The 15,281-nt window shown below is 68.6% G+C and carries 15 protein-coding genes and 5 pseudogenes; 7 read left to right on the plus strand and 13 right to left on the minus strand.

Going from position 1 to position 15,281, the window contains the following annotated elements; all coding sequences use genetic code 11:
- Positions 1-151: 151 nt before the first annotated feature.
- A complete protein-coding gene (locus AVL59_RS20740) occupies positions 152-1,135 on the plus strand; it encodes a hypothetical protein (protein ID WP_079146835.1) in 984 nt (327 codons plus the stop codon).
- Positions 1,136-1,260: 125 nt separating this feature from the next.
- Positions 1,261-1,564, plus strand: a pseudogene (locus AVL59_RS50550) (IS5/IS1182 family transposase); the annotation flags it as partial.
- On the opposite strand, the pseudogene AVL59_RS54485 reads toward AVL59_RS50550, so the two are convergent.
- From AVL59_RS54485 to AVL59_RS20770, 8 genes and pseudogenes are all read right to left on the minus strand, one after another.
- A pseudogene (locus AVL59_RS54485) lies at positions 1,492-1,980 on the minus strand (transposase); the annotation flags it as partial. The pseudogenes AVL59_RS50550 and AVL59_RS54485 overlap by 73 nt on opposite strands.
- Positions 1,981-2,028: 48 nt before the next feature.
- Positions 2,029-3,300, minus strand: a complete 1,272-nt coding sequence (locus tag AVL59_RS20745) for a protein kinase domain-containing protein (protein ID WP_079146838.1) — start codon at positions 3,298-3,300, stop codon at positions 2,029-2,031.
- A 77-nt stretch (positions 3,301-3,377) separates the two neighbouring features.
- Positions 3,378-3,790 (minus strand): annotated as a pseudogene (locus AVL59_RS48525) (IS110 family transposase); the annotation flags it as partial.
- Positions 3,791-4,290: 500 nt separating this feature from the next.
- Positions 4,291-4,707 (minus strand): hypothetical protein, encoded by a 417-nt coding sequence (locus AVL59_RS20755; RefSeq protein WP_067317566.1) that lies wholly within the window; start codon positions 4,705-4,707, stop codon positions 4,291-4,293.
- Positions 4,708-4,709: 2 nt separating this feature from the next.
- On the minus strand, positions 4,710-4,997 hold the full coding sequence (locus AVL59_RS53000; protein ID WP_162494759.1) for a hypothetical protein: 288 nt from the start codon (positions 4,995-4,997) through the stop codon (positions 4,710-4,712).
- Positions 4,994-5,416: an ATP-binding protein gene (locus tag AVL59_RS20760; RefSeq protein ID WP_237281579.1), complete on the minus strand. Its 423-nt coding sequence runs from the start codon at positions 5,414-5,416 to the stop codon at positions 4,994-4,996. The genes AVL59_RS53000 and AVL59_RS20760 overlap by 4 nt, the downstream gene beginning before the upstream one ends.
- A 643-nt stretch (positions 5,417-6,059) precedes the next feature.
- Positions 6,060-6,848, minus strand: coding sequence for an anti-sigma factor family protein (locus AVL59_RS20765; protein WP_067317567.1), 789 nt, complete (start codon positions 6,846-6,848; stop codon positions 6,060-6,062).
- Positions 6,849-6,873: 25 nt separating this feature from the next.
- The gene (locus AVL59_RS20770) at positions 6,874-7,476 is read right to left on the minus strand and encodes a sigma-70 family RNA polymerase sigma factor (RefSeq protein WP_079146839.1); all 603 of its coding nucleotides are present in this window, start codon (positions 7,474-7,476) and stop codon (positions 6,874-6,876) included.
- A gap of 867 nt (positions 7,477-8,343) precedes the next feature.
- Between AVL59_RS20770 and AVL59_RS20775 the strand changes: the two genes are divergently transcribed.
- Genes AVL59_RS20775 through AVL59_RS20785 form a run of 3 tightly spaced genes read left to right on the plus strand, consistent with a single transcriptional unit; the run spans position 8,344 to position 10,102 of the window.
- A complete protein-coding gene (locus AVL59_RS20775) occupies positions 8,344-8,640 on the plus strand; it encodes a plastocyanin/azurin family copper-binding protein (protein ID WP_067306604.1) in 297 nt (98 codons plus the stop codon).
- Positions 8,637-9,650: a metallophosphoesterase family protein gene (locus tag AVL59_RS20780; protein WP_067306606.1), complete on the plus strand. Its 1,014-nt coding sequence runs from the start codon at positions 8,637-8,639 to the stop codon at positions 9,648-9,650. Before AVL59_RS20775 ends, AVL59_RS20780 begins: the two co-directional genes overlap by 4 nt.
- A complete protein-coding gene (locus AVL59_RS20785) occupies positions 9,647-10,102 on the plus strand; it encodes a hypothetical protein (RefSeq protein ID WP_067306609.1) in 456 nt (151 codons plus the stop codon). The genes AVL59_RS20780 and AVL59_RS20785 overlap by 4 nt, the downstream gene beginning before the upstream one ends.
- Positions 10,103-10,666: 564 nt before the next feature.
- On the opposite strand, the gene AVL59_RS20790 is transcribed toward AVL59_RS20785, so the two are convergent.
- Complete coding sequence (locus tag AVL59_RS20790; protein ID WP_067306612.1) at positions 10,667-11,542, minus strand: PhzF family phenazine biosynthesis protein; 876 nt, start codon at positions 11,540-11,542, stop codon at positions 10,667-10,669.
- Positions 11,543-11,685: 143 nt separating this feature from the next.
- On the opposite strand from AVL59_RS20790, the pseudogene AVL59_RS54490 reads away from it, so the two are divergent.
- A pseudogene (locus AVL59_RS54490) lies at positions 11,686-11,853 on the plus strand (IS5/IS1182 family transposase); the annotation flags it as partial.
- Between the two features lie 29 nt (positions 11,854-11,882).
- Here AVL59_RS54490 and AVL59_RS20795 read toward each other — a convergent pair.
- The 3 genes from AVL59_RS20795 to AVL59_RS48535 form a co-directional block, all read right to left on the minus strand.
- A complete protein-coding gene (locus tag AVL59_RS20795; RefSeq protein ID WP_067306614.1) occupies positions 11,883-12,227 on the minus strand; it encodes an ArsR/SmtB family transcription factor in 345 nt (114 codons plus the stop codon).
- Entirely contained in the window at positions 12,224-12,682 is a 459-nt protein-coding gene (locus AVL59_RS20800) for an SRPBCC domain-containing protein (RefSeq protein WP_067306618.1), read from the minus strand. Before AVL59_RS20800 ends, AVL59_RS20795 begins: the two co-directional genes overlap by 4 nt.
- Positions 12,683-12,837: 155 nt before the next feature.
- Positions 12,838-13,637 (minus strand): IS5 family transposase gene (locus AVL59_RS48535; RefSeq protein WP_237281881.1). Its coding sequence is split into 2 segments (ribosomal slippage): positions 12,838-13,299 and positions 13,302-13,637, totalling 798 coding nucleotides; the frame shifts between segments, so codons are not numbered across the junction.
- Between the two features lie 581 nt (positions 13,638-14,218).
- On the opposite strand from AVL59_RS48535, the pseudogene AVL59_RS20815 reads away from it, so the two are divergent.
- Positions 14,219-14,601, plus strand: a pseudogene (locus AVL59_RS20815) (transposase family protein); the annotation flags it as partial.
- A 13-nt stretch (positions 14,602-14,614) separates the two neighbouring features.
- On the opposite strand, the gene AVL59_RS52280 reads toward AVL59_RS20815, so the two are convergent.
- Entirely contained in the window at positions 14,615-15,070 is a 456-nt protein-coding gene (locus tag AVL59_RS52280) for a hypothetical protein (RefSeq protein ID WP_159399972.1), read from the minus strand.
- Positions 15,071-15,281: the final 211 nt, after the last annotated feature.

A 15,281-nucleotide genomic window follows, 5' to 3' on the forward strand; every position in this document is an offset into this window, starting at 1 on the left:
GCTGGCGGCGAAGTGAACTCCACCCGTACGGTTGTGAACGCCACAGCGGGTACCGGCAGGTGGCAGCGCAAGTAACGCTCCGTTCCAGGACGGAGAAGTGAATGTTCACAAGTCAATGATCACAGGGGGTGGGGGGAGGGGAGGGGGCCCAATGGCAGCACATAGCGCCGATCGCCGTGCCACCCCGCGCCCCGGTGACCCAGCTCTCGGCTCGCCCCGCCGCCCCACCCCCGAGGCCGAACTCGCCGAAGCCCTGCGCACCGGTCCGTTCTCCGCCGCGCTCCGGGCCGCGCTTGCCGCACGCGGTCTGGCCCTGCACCGTGTGCAGCACCGGCTCGCCCAGCGCGGCATACGTGTCGGTGTGACCAGCCTCAGCTACTGGCAGCGCGGTGTGCGGCGGCCCGAACGGCCCGAGTCGCTGCGTGCCGTCACCGCGCTTGAGGAGGTGCTGGAGCTTCCCCCGCACGCCCTCACCCGCCTGATAGGCCCACGTGCCACCAGCGACCACCCCCCGGCCCGCTCGTATCGCACCCTCCTGGAACCCGCCGCCGCGCTCGAATCACTGCTGGCGAGTCTGGCGGCACCGGCGGACGGCGGGCTGCACACCGTGATCCACTACGAACACGTTCACATCGGTGCCCATAGAGAGCTCGCCGCCCGCGACTCGCAACACGTCGTACGGGCTCACCGCGATGGCGTCGACCGCTATCTCGCCATCCATCACGGCGACCCGGGCTGCGATACGGAACGGGTACGGGTACGCGGTCTCGGCAACTGCCGGGTCGGGCGGATCCGGCGCCACGGCGCTTCGGGAATGATCGTCGTCGAGCTGCTCTTCGACGGGCGATTGAGAGTCGGGGAGACCGCCGTCCTGGGGTACCGCTTCGAGGACGGAACCGGCGCGCCCAGCCACGAGTACGTTCGCGGCTTCACCTACGGCGGCGGCCAGTACGTCCTCCAGGTCGGCTTCGACCGCGCCGCGCTGCCTGTCCACTGCCGCCGCTTCGCCCGTCCCTCGGCGACCGCCCCTCGCGAGGCGGTCGCCGATCTGACGCTGAACGCCCATGGCTCTGTCCACCTCATGGAGCAGCAGATACGGCCGGGCGTCCTCGGTATCACATGGGAGTGGGACTAAAGGCAACATCAACCAGCTCAAGAACCCGGCTGCCGCGCCGGAGAACGTCGGCTGACACCTCCCGTCGAGGCCGGCGCACAGCTCCTGCCTCGACCGGAGACCGCCCCGAACAAGCGAGAGAATGGCCCCTGGCCCTCGCCATCACTGCGGGGCAGGCGGGGGACGCACCGGCTTTGAGGCCGTGATGGCAGGCATCGTGTCCCGTGGAGCGGACGTGGGAGACCGAGGACCCGGCCGGAGGCCGTCCTGGCGGATCGCGCGTATTCGTCCCGTGCGATCCGTGGGCAGCTGAGCCGGCGCGGGATCCGTGCCGTCAATCCGCAGCCTTCCGACCAGGCTGGGCACCATGTGCGGCGAGGTCGCGCCGGCGGTCGCCCGCCGATCTTCGACGCCGAGGCGTACAGGCAGCGCAACGCGGTCGAGCGATGTTGGATGGGGTCCAGGACGGGAATCATCTGCGGGGTTTCATCCCATTGTCCGGGCGTGACCTGGACGGCCGGCGGGCGGCAGGCGCCGTCACTCACCGGATGGATCTTCGCCGGGAGCCCGCCAGGTGAGCGGCCGATCCCCTCGTCGGGACGATGCCAAGCAGGGTGAGCGCGTCGCCCCGGTATCCGAACCGGCCGGTGACACGCCCCGGCGGCGTGCTGGTGCGCGCGGCACACCGTGGACTCCACGCTCACCACGCTTCAGTCGATGCGGCCTGCCGCGTCGGCGTCGGCCCGCACGGCACGCAGGATCTTCTCCCGCGTACCGGCCGGCCATCGCCGATGGCGATCATGAACGGTCTTCCAGTTCCCGAACCGAGCAGGCGGGTCCCGCCAAGGGATGCCGGTCCGCTGGCGATTCATGGAACACGCCTGAGGACGCCCGGCACGCCAGCTCTGTGAACCCTACTGAGGCGTGCCGAGAGACAGGGTGACCCGCACGATGGCGTCACGTGACACCTGAACCCCGGGTGAAGGCATCTGCTCGCACACCTGGCCGGGTGTGGCGGGCTGGGGACACACCCGGTGCCGCACGTGGATGCGCACCCCTGCCACCTGAGCGCGCGATCGGGCTTCGGCCATCGTCATGCCGACAAGTGACGGCGCCGAGACGGAAGGCCGAGCCGGAGCCTGCCACCCGCTGATCATGTAAGTGGCCAGGCCGGCTGTCAGCAGTGCCGCGGTTGCCTGGAGGGCCCTGCGGATGCGTCGTCGACGCATGGGGCGCGTCTTCGGCGAGCCCTGATGCGGCAGATGCCGCGTCTGCTGGACCGTCGCCGACGGTACCGGCAGCGGCGGGGCGACTGCTGTGGGGCGGGCTGCAAGTATCTCCCCGATGGCGTCGTGCATCTCTTCGGCCGTCTGATACCGCTCCGCGCGATCCTTGGAGAGTGCGCGGAGCACCAGGGTGTCGTAAGCGCCGGGGAGCCCTGGTACGTGGGCGGACGGAGGCACGGGCGGTTCCGAGACGTGCTTCATGGCCACGGCCAGCGGTGTGTCACCGGTGAACGGGGGTAGGCCAGTGAGCAGTTCGTACAGGAGACAGCCGGTCGAGTACAGGTCGGTTCTACGGTCCACCTGCTCGCCTCGAGCCTGCTCCGGTGAGAGGTACTCCGCTGTGCCCACAACCATCGACGTCTGGGTGAGGGCTGTTTCCGTCAGATCCGTCGAACGGGCTATGCCGAAGTCCATCACTTTCACCATGCCCTCGTGAGAGACCATGGCGTTCGCCGACTTGATGTCCCGGTGGACGATGCCATGGTGGTGAGCATGCTCGAGCGCTTCCAGGACGCCGACGGTGAGCTCCAGAGCGTGCTCGGGCCCGGTGATCCGCTTCTCGCGCACCAGCTGGAGCAGCGTGATGCCTTCGACGTACTCCATCACCAGATAAGGGGCGGGTGCTCCATCCGCCATGTCCTCGCCTGCGTCGTAGACCGCGACAATGGACGGATGGCCGAGCAGTGCGGCCGAGACGGCCTCACGGCGGAAGCGTGCCCAGTGTTCGGCATCGGCCGCCAGTTCCGGACGCAGCATCTTCACCGCGACCGAGCGAAACAGCAGCAGATCGTACGCGAGCCATACCTCGGCCATTCCCCCCTGGCCCAACATCTGTTCCAGACGGTAGCGCCCGCCCAGACAACGTGTGCGATCCACTGTGCTCCCCCTCGTCGCCAGCATCCGGCGACGCACAGTAGGGGCAGACCTTGTGGGATCTCTGTGATCCCGACAAACCCCGATCGCAGGTCAAGCGCTGGCATCTCCAGCTCGGCGACGGTGTTGTGGTCCAGGTCGAGCGAGTGCAAGGTGCGCGGCATGGCGCGGGCGGTGTCCGAGATGATGAACGCGCCACGGGTATCGGTTGTCGCTTTGCCGGGGTAGAGGTCGGCGATCCGCCGCATCGTCAGGCCGGGCAGATGGGCGACCTGACAGCCCGTGTCGCGGGCGACGGCCGGCGGCAGGGCCCCGATCGTGGCCGGCTGGTCGACGACCACGAGGACGGTGCCGTGGTTGGCCTGCAGTTTTGCGAAGACCTTGCGGAGTTGGGGTTCGATGTCGGGCAGCCGCTCGTCGAATGCCTTCTTGCCGGCTGGGTGACGGCGGCGGCGTGGTGCTCGTCCCCGCCGACGTCCAGGCGGAGGTAGAGGTCGATGTCGCCGGTGCCGATCACGTGGTGTGTCCTCCGGTCGTACTCCTCCGGCCCTGCCACGGCGCCGATCGCCACATTCGTACTCCGAAGGCTCGTGACGTTGTTGCAGGGCAACCAGGACGGAAATGGGGGCCTCGACCGGCACCAGGCCTATGGCGGGGCGCAGTTCGTAGTCTGTCATCTGCATGGTCACCGACGTCGGCAGCCTGGCCGACGGGATGTCTGGGGCAGTTGGGCCGAATGGATGGCCGACTGCTGCCCCTGGAAGCAACCACCGCCGGGTACTTGGAGCAGTTGATGAGTTTTCGCGTTCGGCCACGATGCGTTCATCGGCTTCCCCTGGAGTGGTCGTTCCGACGCGGGACGGTGCAGTGTTCACGGCTGGTTGCCGCGCGGGGGAAGCGGGGCGAGCGCAGGTGGCCGGCTGCTGCGGGGGCGTGCTGGGTTGTGATGTCCTGGCGGGTGGTGTGCCCTTGTTCCTGGCGGGCGGTGTGCGCTTGTTCCTGTCGGGCCGGGGTCGTTCAGGTGCCGGGGCGCCCGGCGGCCGTCCAGGCGGCGTACTCCTGGCGGACGTAAGGACGGCGGCTGGGGCCGAGTGCGATCGCGTCGGGGTGGTGCGGGCCGGCCACCAGGTCGGGATGGCGGCGGTCGTACAGCACGAGTTGTTCGGCAGTCTGTGCGGCGGCGCCGACCGGGCCGGGGCTGGGGTCGTCCAGGGCCATCCGGTCCATGAGGGCGGCCCTACGCAGCAGCCAGGCGCGTTCGGTGGCCGGTGTCTCGACCGGCGGGCCGGTGCCGGTCCTGGCTTGGCGGCCGTCGCGTTCGGCCCCGAGGGCGAGCACCAGGTGTGTCTCGCGACGCAGGTCGGGGGCGTCCGCGTACGCCTGGTGCGGAGGCGCCGCGCCGATGACCGCGGCGGTATTCGCGGTGGTCCCCACGCTCACACCTGCGCCGGTACGTCGGGGCCGGCGCCGCAGCGTTTGCAGAGCACCGTGTGTTGGTCGGGGTCGCCGTGGTCGAGGGCCGACTGGTGTGCCGGTGACCACATGGGCAGCTGAGCCGGGCCCGGGCAGCCGTCGACGGGGCACGGCTTGTGGGTCGCGAAGGCCCACTCGGTGGGGTCGTCGGGTGATCCCGCGGCGCAGCCGCTCCCGGTGGCCGGTCGCCGTGCTGTGGTGCTGGGCCCGGCGGGGAGCCGTAGCTCGTGCGGAACGCCAGGGCCGGTCATGCCGAGCACCTCAGGCAGGCGCGGACTTCGCGGCCGCTGCGCGTCTGGTGGACCTCGGTCGACTGTGCGAGGTACTGGACGATGCCAGTGCCGCGGCCGTGTTCGTCCGGATCGATGTCGGGGCGAGGGCGTTCCACGGCCGTTCCGGAGTCACTGACCACTATGTGCAAGGTGTCGTGGTCGAGGACGAGGAGCAGGGTCATGCGCTCGCGCCCGTACTGGGCTGCGTTGGCGGCGAGTTCGTCGATGATGAGAACGGCGGAGTCCCGTTCGCTCGCGGGAACGCTCCAGGTCTCCAGCAGATCGGCCGCGAAGTGACGAGCGGCGGAGACGTGCGCCTCCTGCGCGGGCAGGGTGAGCAGCGCCTGGTGGCTGCAGTGTTGGGACAGCCCCGCGCTCGGGTGGGGGGAATCGGTCACAAACATGGTCTTCTTGCTCTTCTGTGGATGTGCGGAGACCGGATCATGGGGGACCGCCAACGACTTCGAGGGCTGGTCGCTACGCCGGATCCTGCATGGGAGCGCTCATTGAGTTCCACGGGCGGCGCATGCCGAACGGTTCGAGTTATTCACGTCTTTTGCTCGACTTCTCGCGGGTCAGGTCAAAGCCGATGGCCGGGCCGGGCTCACTTGCCGCCGTCAGAGCGCGGTGCTGTTCCTGTCGGGCCGGGCACCGGCGGCTCGGCCCCCGTGCGTGGTCTTTCTGGCGGCCTTGAGGGAATGTCGCTCCGTAGAGCTGGACGAACGTCCCTGCCCCGTGCTCGGCCCGCTCGTGGTGGCCTCGGCGTGCAGCGCAGGGATCCCCTTCTTCGCGCAGTGGGGAGGGCTCGCCATTCGCCAACTGCCCGGCTCCCTTTCCGCGAGCGGCGCCGACCCTGCGTAGCGCGGCGTCTTGGCCCCTTGAGCTGCTCGCCGGTCACGGCAGGTGGACGCACGCTCGGGAGTGCGTCAGAGCCCGCACTGTCGCGACCGGCGCGCCTTTTCCTCCGGAGCGCAGCGTGAGGAGGCGGTCGGATACGGGAGGGAGCCCGCCCGACGCGGCATCGGGCGGGCTCCCCGCCCCTCACGCCAGCATGGTGACCAGCTTCTGACCGTTGCCTGCGAGGATCTCGAAGTGCTCGATGGCACCCGGAGACATGGCAACCGCCCCTGGGACCGTGGTGCCGGGAGGGTACTCTCCTGCCCGCCACGTAGCGCCGTCCGCCCTGGCCCCGCCGGGCCCGACCGCCTGTAGCCGGCAAGTGATTCCGGCGGGAGCCCCCCTGGCGGAGACTTGCAGGATACTGCCCCAGGCAGAGGGCGAGACCTTCACCGAGGCGGAGACGCCGGTGGCGGCATCACTTCCGGAGAAGGTGCGCCAGGCAGTCGGCGCGGTGGGCCCGGGCTGCGTCGCCTGACTTCCCACCGATCCGACAGCCGCCAGCCATGTGCCGCCGGCCGCTGCCGCGATGAACACAAGGGAGGATGCGGCGCCGGCCAGTTGCAGCCGCCAGGTCCGGCGGCGCCGAGCCGCGGCCTGCTGGAGCAGCCTCTCCAGCACACCCGCCTGTGGCACCGGCGGCACCTGCGGCACCGCAGGCCGTGCGGGCGAGGAGTCCTGAGCGCGCTCGGTGGCCCGCGCCACCAACTGGTCGGCCAGGTCCTCGCCGGCCGTCGGCACGGTCTGGCCCGCGGCTTCGGCTTCGGTCACCGTCGCCAGCAACGCGGGCAGTCCCGCCAGCTGGGCGTGCTCTGCCCGGCACTCGGCGCATCCCGCGAGGTGGGCCGCCACCTGTTCCATTTCCGCCGGGGGCAGTGTGCCCAGGACGTATCCTCCCAGCGCCAGCCGGAGGGCGTCGTGCTCCGCACTCATGGTCGCCACCTCCTGCACGCCACGGTCATGGCTCGATGCCCCGTTCCTGCAGCGCCAGCCGAAGGGCGTGCAGGGCGTAGTACGTCCGCGACTTCACGGTGCCCAGCGGGATGCCCAGGACCCGTGCGGCCTCCGACATGGTCCGGCCCCGGTAGTAGGTCTCCAGCAGGACCGCGCGGTGGTCCGGGGACAGCGTCCGGACGGCGTCGGCCACCGCCCAGCTCTGCAGCGCTTGCTCGATCTCGTCCTCGCCCTGTGCCTGCTCGGCGGCTCGCTCCAGCGCCTCGCCGCCTGTCTCGGCCGGCCTGGCCTGCCGGGCTCGGTGAGCGTCGATGACCAGGTGCCGGGCGACCGTATACAGCCACGCCCGGGCCGGGCCGCGTGCCGGGTCGAACGCGGCGGGATGCTGCCACGCTCGCAGCAGCGTCTCCTGTACGACATCCTCCGCCCATTGCCAGTCTCCTGAGGTCAGTCGCAGCACGTAGTGAAACAGGGGTCCTGCGTGCTCCGCATACAGAGTGCGCAGTAGTTCCTCGTCCGTGGTCGAAAGGGTCCCTCTACCAGAGACACGGTGCGCGGAGCGATCCGGACCGGTCTTTGGATCACGTTTTCGGGAACTCCAGGGCATAAGTCGATCATCGCGCATATGTATTGCTTTGTCGTGTAACGCACGGCGTGGTGCAGGTGACGCTCCGCGAGCGCTGCGGGCGGAGTGCCGGGGGGCTGACTGGCCTGCAGTGATCACCAGGAAGAAGCGTAAAAGGCGCATATCTTCTGAACCGAACGCCCTCGCCGCCCGTGAAACCAGGCAAAAGCCGACTGGCACGGCATTTCTCTTCTTGCCTCTATCTCCCATGCGACAAGGACGGATCAGAGGTGACCGAGATACACAACGCGGCGCACATGCTCATGGCGCCCGCCACGCTCGCCCCGCCCCCGTGCATCGAACTCGGCGCCACCAGGCAGCCTCCGCGCACGCTACGGCGACGGCCCTGCGGAGCGCTCGACGCATACAGCGATACGACGATCGAGGGCTGCGCAACCACCAGAGCAGAACACCTCCCCGGTGTGCGCAGCGTGGGGCATGTCGAGCCGATCGGTCGACACAAAGGCAGCATCAGCGCCTATGCACAAGCTCCGGCAGGGGCGGTCGGCCGTGACGCGGCACCCACCACACATCACCGCGGTTGCGTGCGCCCAGCCGGCACATTCCCCGTCTCTGCCTGATCAGTGAGGAACGAACACCATGTACCTGAACCTTCGTAGACCAGGCCGACGATCACGCGCCGCGGCCGGGCTCGCCGTCGCCACCGTCGGCGCCTTGGGGCTCCTCAGCTCATGCGGCCAGTCGTCGCACTCCCCGTCCGGTGGAGTGGGCACCATCAAACCCGGTCCGGGCCAGCACCAGGCGGCCGGAATGCCGGGTGCCGCCGGACCGAAGAACACGGCAGGCTCCGCTCCTGGCGCCTCGCCGATGCCCAGCATGAGCATGCCCATGAGTCCCTCGAGTACGGGTGCGTCGGCCGCGCCGGTGACCGGGGATGCTGTGGCGATCAAGAACTTCGCATTCTCCCCGGCCACGCTCAAGGTCACCATGGGCACGACGGTGACCTGGATCAATCAGGACACCGACGCCCACACCGTCACCAGCGCCGGATCGGGCGGCCCGTTGCATTCGGCAGCCCTGAACACCCACGCAACCTACAGCTACACGTTCACCAAGCCCGGGACCTACTCCTACCTCTGCACCATCCATCCGTTCATGACCGCCACCGTGGAGGTGACCCGATGACCGGCTACCACGACAGTCACGACGGTGTACCGGCCGGCCATGCCGAGCAGCCTGCCACGGAACACGGCATGTCCCGCCGCCAACTCCTTCGTCACGCGGGGTGGTTCGGCGGAGCCGTGGTGCTGACCGTGGCCAGTGGAGAAGTGATCAGCCACATCGCCGACTCCCGGGAGACCAGCTCCGGAACCAGCTCCGGAACCGCCGTCGGCGCCGCCGCAGCGGCAAACGGCGCGCTGCGGTTCGTGCAGGTCTCCGACAGCCATATCGGGTTCCAGGGCCCGGCGAACATGGACGTGGCGGGCTCATTCACCGAAGCGATCAACCAGGTCAACTCACTCGGATTCAGACCGGACTTCGTCATGCACAGCGGCGACCTGACCCACCTGTCCACGGTCGGACAGTTCGACCAGGTCAAGCAGATGATGACCGGTATGCAGACAGACCGTGTCTTCACCGTACCGGGCGAACACGACTCCATCGGCGATGCGGGCCGCGCCTACCGGAAGACCTTCGGCATGGGCACGCTCGGCGACGGCTGGTACAGCTTCGACACCCACGGCGTCCACTTCATCGCCTTGGTCAACACCGTAAGCCTGGAGAAGCTCGGCCATCTCGGCAACGACCAGATCGACTTCGTCCGCAAGGACATCGCCGCACTGTCGTCGGACACCCCCATCGTGGTGTTCAGCCACATCCCGCTGTTCGCCATGTACCCGCAGTGGGGCTGGAGCACCGATGACGCCCTCAAAGTGATCGCCCTCCTGCGCCGCTTCTCCTCCGTCACCTGTCTCAACGGGCATGTCCACCAGCTGTTCACCAAGACAGAGGGCAACATCACCTTTCACTCCGCCACCACCACCGCCTACCCCCTGCCCAAGCCAGGCCGTGCGCCCGCGCCCACACCGCAAGTCGTCCCCGCCCGGCAGCTCAAGGACGCACTCGGCATCCGCACGGTCGGCTTCCGCCAAGGCGACCGCGAACTGGCCATCAAGGACCAGAGGCTCGCATGAACACCCGAAGACTCCTCGCCACCACCCTGCGGTCGGCGAGCGCCGTCACCCTGGCCGCCGGTGGATACATCCACGCCCAGCTCTACGTCGACGAGTACCGCTTCATCCGCGTGATCGGCAGCCTGTTCCTGCTCCAGGCCAGCGCCTCCTTCGCCCTCGCCGCCCTGCTGCTGATGGGAACGCCGCCCCTGCTGTTGAGGGCCGCCGCAGCCGGCGTTACGCTCGGCGCCCTCGCCGGATTCACCGCCTCGCGTACGGTGGGAGTGTTCGGATTCACCGAACACGGCCTGCAACCCACCCCACAAGCGGTCCTCAGCCTCCTCACCGAGACCGGCACGCTACTGCTCCTCGCGATCTGGCAGATGACCGTGACAAGCCAACACCGCGCGCCCCGATCACCCGGCAGGACACTCAGCAGGGTCAGGGTCACCACCCGTACACCACCAAGCTGAACCCACCACCGCCAAGCCGCCCGGGATGACAGCGTCCTGGCTCGGGACGCCGGGGGAACCGGCCATGCCACACGCCCCACCCGTTGATGCACACAAGGCCATCCGAAGCCCCGCCGACCCACCACTCACCCAACACCACGTGCTGCGTGACGACTGGGCAGTGACATCGGCCCGCGCCGTCTACGGAAGGCCGGTCCGCGTCGCTCCTCCTTGCGCGAGACCCGGACCAGGCACGGGCCGAGGCACTGCTGTGGGACTTGGGCCTTTTCCGTGTCACAGGCAGCCGCCCGTTCCGCGTGCACACGCCGTTCGGCGCCGGCCGGTTCGCGGCGGAAGGCTGCGGTCTCGGGCGCCGTCCAGGCCGTGAGCGCTCCGCGCGCACCATGCGCTCCGCTCCGGTCCGGCGACGCCAGACGCCCGACTTGGTGAGTTCGTTGGCGTACAACACGCCGCCTAGGCGGTCGAGGGCCGCCTGCACGGGGTCGGCGAGCCGTATCTTGCCCGCTTCGGCCGGCCTGCCACGGTCACCAGAACACTAGCGGCTGCTGACGCACCGCGTTGTCTTCAGCTGATGCGAGTTCCTGTGCCGCTGACACGGACGCGCTGGTCACCCGCGCGCAGCGTCACCGTGAGCTCGCCAGGGCGTCCCATGTCCTCGCCCTGATGCAGGGTGAGGACGGCGTCCTCGGGGACCAGGCCGAGCTCACGGGCGTACGCACCGAACGCGGCGGCCGCGGCGCCGGTCGCCGGGTCCTCGACGACGCCGCCGACAGGGAACGGATCACGGACGTGGAAGACGGTGGCCGACTCTCGCCACACCAATTGGACCGTGGTCAGGTCCAAGCGGTGCATCAGGGCTTCGAGGCGCGCGAAGTCGTACGCGAGATCTGCGAGGCGCGTGCGTGTCGCCGCCGCGAGAACGAGATGGCGGGCACCGGCGAAGGCGATGCGGGGCGGGAAGGCCGGGTCGAGATCGGCGGGCGGCCAGGCGAGCGCGGCGAGCGCCTCCGTGAGGTCGGCGTCGGCGATCTCCTCGATGTGCGGCTCGACACTGGTGAGTGTGGCCCTGACCGTCCCGGCCTCCTCGGCCACCTCCACCGGCACGGTGCCGGCGCGCGTCGCGAATACCAGTTCCCCGGGGCCTATGCGCTCGGCGAGCGCGAGGGCGGTCGCGACCGTGGCGTGCCCGCAGAACGGCACCTCCGCCTTGGGGCTGAAGTAACGGATGCTGTACGCCCGGCCCTCCTGGCCACCGAGGCCCTCCGGGGGCGCGGTCAGGAACGCGGACTCCGAGTATCCGAGGTCGGCGGCGATAGCCAGCATGTCGCTGTCGTCCAGGGTGGTGGCATCCAGAACGATGCCGGCGGGGTTTCCGCCGTCGGGGGTGCCGGAGAAGGCGGTGTATCGCAGCACCTCGGGCCGCAGCGCATTCGTCGTCATGTTTGCGGCAACCCCGGGCGGGCCCACGGCTATTCCCGGACGCGGGTGGAGGCGGGGACGGGCCCCCGTGGCGAGCCGTATATCTCGACGTCCAGCCCACCACTGGCATCCCGCTTGCCTCCACGATGAACGGCGGCCGCGACACCGGGCACGGCTCCGGACTTGGCACCCAACGCTGTGTCGTGGAAGGCGCGTTCGCCCATCTGCACTGGTTCCGCCGCCTGCGGATCCGCCGGGAGATACGCGACGACATCCACGAAGCCTTCCCCACCCTCGGATGCGCGCTCATCTGCTGGGGAAGGCTCCGTACTGCGATGGGCCGAGACGGCGCTGTGCGGGTTCAGGGCCCGGTGGCCCCTTCCGCCAGATCCTTGATCGCGTTGAGGCGGTGTTCCCACTGGGTGGCGAGGGTGTCCATCCACCGCGTTGTCCGCTTCAGCGGCTGCAGGTCGGCTTGGTAGCGGACCTCGCGACCGGCCCGGTGGGCGCGTACCAGTCCGGCGCGGTCGAGGACGGCCAGGTGTTTGGCCACCGCCTGGCGGGTGATGGGGAGGCTTGCTGCCAGGGATGTCGAGGTCGCGCCGCCGTCGCGGGCAAGGACGGCCAGGACCTCACGGCGGATCGGGTCGGCCAGGGCCACCAGGACGTCATCGGGGGCCTGTTCGCCCTCGGTTGTGCGGGTCATGCTGTGGTCTGTTCGCAGTCCGCGCGCAGTTGGTCGAGCTTGCCGGGCCAGTTCTGGCTGTTGGCGCGGTGCCGGAGGGCGGCCTCGTTGGTGGGCAGGCCGAGGTGCGCGAAGCCGCTCTCGACCATGGTGAGCCGGGTGCCTCCTGTGGAGTCGTCTTCGGTCAGGGTGAACTCGACCAGGGTGGCGTTGGAGTCATCCGGCTCCTCGCCGGCGGCGCCTTGGGACCACCGCCAGGACAGGACGCGCGGCGGCTCGACTGTCTGGATACGGGCGGGAATGACGCCGTGGACGCCGTGGTCGAAGACCAGGAGACCGCCGGGGCGCAGGTCGATCTTGACCGGCTCGCCGTTGCCGAACCAGCGGCCGAGGAAAGCGGGCTCGCTCAGCACGGACCAGACCCGTTCCCTGGAGGCATTGATCAAGATGGCGCGTTCGATCGTGTTGGTGGTCATTGCAACCTCATCTCATTCGGATGCGCTACCCAAAGGTTGCACATTCAGGAGCCCGTGCGCAACCGATTGGTTGCGCATGGGTTGAGTGGTTGCTTGGGTCCCGCCAAGCTTCGAGCACCCGCTGCTCATTCCGTAAGGAGTTCTTAGAAGTCATCTCATTTGGTGAGTCTGCGGTAGCAGATGAGGGTGCAGGCGATGCTGGTGAAGGCCAGGAAGTGTTCGGCTTTGCGTTCGTAGCGGCGGTGGAGGCGGCGGCATCCGGCGAGCCAGGCCATGGTGCGTTCGATCGTCCAGCGGTGGCGGCCCAGCCGTGTGGAGGGCTCGATGCCTTTACGGGCGATGCGATGTCGGATGCCGCGGCTGCGTAACCATCGGCGCAGGTGGTTGTAGTCGTAGCCTTTGTCGCCGTGGAGTTTGGCGGGCCGTCGTCGGCGCGGTCCGCGCCGGGAGCGAATGGGTGGGATGCCTCGCACGAGCGGTTCGAGGGCCTGGCTGTCGTGCAGGTTGGCACCGGATATCCCGACGGACAGGGGCAGCCCGGTACGCTCGGTGATCAAGTGGATCTTTGAACCGTACTTGCCGCGATCCACCGGATTCGGACCTGTCAGGTCCCCTTTTTCAGGGCTCGCATGTTCACCGAGTCGATCGCGCAGCGAGACCAGTCCAGTTCACCGCGAGAGCCGAGTTCGTCGAGGACCAGGCGATGGAGCTTCGCCCACACCCGGGCCTTCGACCACTCGGCGAAGCGCCGGTGAGCCGTGGGCCCTGAAAGCCCGAACGAGGCGGACGGCAGTTGCTGCCACGTGCAGCCCGACGTGGCCACGAACACGATCGCAGCCAACACCTCCCGGTCGCCGTGCCGGCGCCGGCCACCACCCTGAGGCCGACTCGGCGCCTCCGGAACCACTCGCTGGAACAACTCCCACAGCTCATCCGGCACAAGCCGCTCAACGATCCCCACATCTGGAGCCTATCGAACACCCCAAATGAGATGACCTCTTAAGGGCTTGCCCGGTTCAACCTGCATGCCGAGGCACTCCGCCCCGACGTCCTGGCCCTCGCCCGCCACCTCCTGACCCTGCCGCCCTCAGCGGCGGCCTCGGTCACGAAGTCGGTCGACCGTCCCGGTCGACACGCCGAACCCGGCACCCACCTGCTGCAACGGCTCTGTTCATGAACCTCGAGGCGAACCCCGGCGACGGGGTGCAGGCCGGCATACGACCCGTTCCGGGTGCAGGACGCACGGGTCGGGCAGGCAGTTCTCCTCAGCGCCGTCCGGCCGGGGGTGCGCGGCGAGTTCCCCCGCCACACGTGGAACTGTCCCGCCAATACAGCTTCGGCTGGGGAATGTAGCCGTGATCGAAGGGACACCACAGGATTTGCAGGAGGGGACCACCCGGCGAGCTGTCCCCGGGACCGGGATTCCCCACTCGTGGATGCAACCGGACGGTGTCCTTGCAATAGGCAGTGACCTCGGGAAACAGCATCTCCACGTCGACGGGACGCGGCGGGGTGGTACGAGCCACGGCAGCGTGCATGGACGTGCAGGTCATAACCGACCCGTTGGGCCGCTCGCTGTGGGCCTCGCCCGCCCTGCCTGGCGCCGTCCACGGCGTCAAGGCCGCCCGCGTCCACGGCGTCATCTACGCCCTGAACGCAATGGCCTGGCTTGCTGGACGGACAAGGGCTATCAGGGTGCCGGCGGTACCGTCCGGGTGCCCTTCCGCGACAGATGGGAGCGGCTTTCCGCCGGTCGGCAGGACGTCAACCGGGCCCACGCGCACCTCCGAGCTCTGGGCGAGCAGGCCATGGCCACCCTCAGGACCTGGCACCTCTTGCGGAAACTTCGCTGCGGCACCACCAGACTCACCAGCCTCGTTCAAGCCGTCCTCACCCTCAACCTGACCTACTCAAAATGAGGTTGGAAAAGGTTCACTGTGTTGGGATCTTGCGGGCCGCTGACAGGGAACGGAGAAGCCGCTGAATGTCCGCCGCCTCGACTACGCGTTGCTTCTTGATGTCGGCCATCTTTTCGCGGTTCTCCTTGATTTCGGACTTCTGGTACGCGGATTCCACCGCGAACCACACTCCGACCACATTCACCTTTCCCTTGCAAGCCACGTCGGTCTCTGCTTGCGCGATCTCGGCGGATGTCGGCTCGGGTGCGCTCATGGAGGGCAGGTCAGCCGCCTTCAAGGGATCAGCGAGATGGTATCCATGCGCCTTCATGCAGGCGGACCAGCGGGAGAAGACAGCTTTGACGCGTGAGTCGGCCAGGGAATCATCGAAGCTGTTTCCCTTGATCGTGCTTGTGGTTTTGTCCGCAGCGGATTCCGAGCCCCGTACGCTGCCGCTGTAATAGCGGATTGATGAGTTCGACCTTCCCACGCAACCGCCGGATGGGATGGGTCGGCCGGCGTAATCGGTAGCGGGCCTGTGGGTAGAAGGGTCCGCTCCGGTAAGTACGCGTACCTCATCCGGAGAGGGAATCCGCTTCCTTGGCGTACTTCCAAGTGACTTCATGGTGATGGCGGACCGACCCGGGACATGGTAGCCCCAGATGTGCACGCTTTGCGCCTCTGTCACGCCGTATCGCCGG

It is taken from the genome of Streptomyces griseochromogenes, from assembly GCF_001542625.1.
GTDB classification, from domain to species: domain Bacteria; phylum Actinomycetota; class Actinomycetes; order Streptomycetales; family Streptomycetaceae; genus Streptomyces; species Streptomyces griseochromogenes.

Bases quoted from the DNA above. Each gene is read 5' to 3' on its own strand.
- AVL59_RS20740 (WP_079146835.1), top strand. From the start codon at position 152: ATGGCAGCACATAGCGCCGATCGCCGTGCCACCCCGCGCCCCGGTGAC.
- AVL59_RS20745 (WP_079146838.1), bottom strand. From the start codon at position 3,300: ATGCTGGCGACGAGGGGGAGCACAGTGGATCGCACACGTTGTCTGGGC.
- AVL59_RS53000 (WP_162494759.1), bottom strand. From the start codon at position 4,997: ATGACCGGCCCTGGCGTTCCGCACGAGCTACGGCTCCCCGCCGGGCCC.
- AVL59_RS20765 (WP_067317567.1), bottom strand. From the start codon at position 6,848: ATGAGTGCGGAGCACGACGCCCTCCGGCTGGCGCTGGGAGGATACGTC.
- AVL59_RS20770 (WP_079146839.1), bottom strand. From the start codon at position 7,476: ATGCCCTGGAGTTCCCGAAAACGTGATCCAAAGACCGGTCCGGATCGC.
- AVL59_RS20775 (WP_067306604.1), top strand. From the start codon at position 8,344: ATGAGTCCCTCGAGTACGGGTGCGTCGGCCGCGCCGGTGACCGGGGAT.
- AVL59_RS20780 (WP_067306606.1), top strand. From the start codon at position 8,637: ATGACCGGCTACCACGACAGTCACGACGGTGTACCGGCCGGCCATGCC.
- AVL59_RS20785 (WP_067306609.1), top strand. From the start codon at position 9,647: ATGAACACCCGAAGACTCCTCGCCACCACCCTGCGGTCGGCGAGCGCC.
- AVL59_RS20790 (WP_067306612.1), bottom strand. From the start codon at position 11,542: ATGACGACGAATGCGCTGCGGCCCGAGGTGCTGCGATACACCGCCTTC.
- AVL59_RS20795 (WP_067306614.1), bottom strand. From the start codon at position 12,227: ATGACCCGCACAACCGAGGGCGAACAGGCCCCCGATGACGTCCTGGTG.
- AVL59_RS20800 (WP_067306618.1), bottom strand. From the start codon at position 12,682: ATGACCACCAACACGATCGAACGCGCCATCTTGATCAATGCCTCCAGG.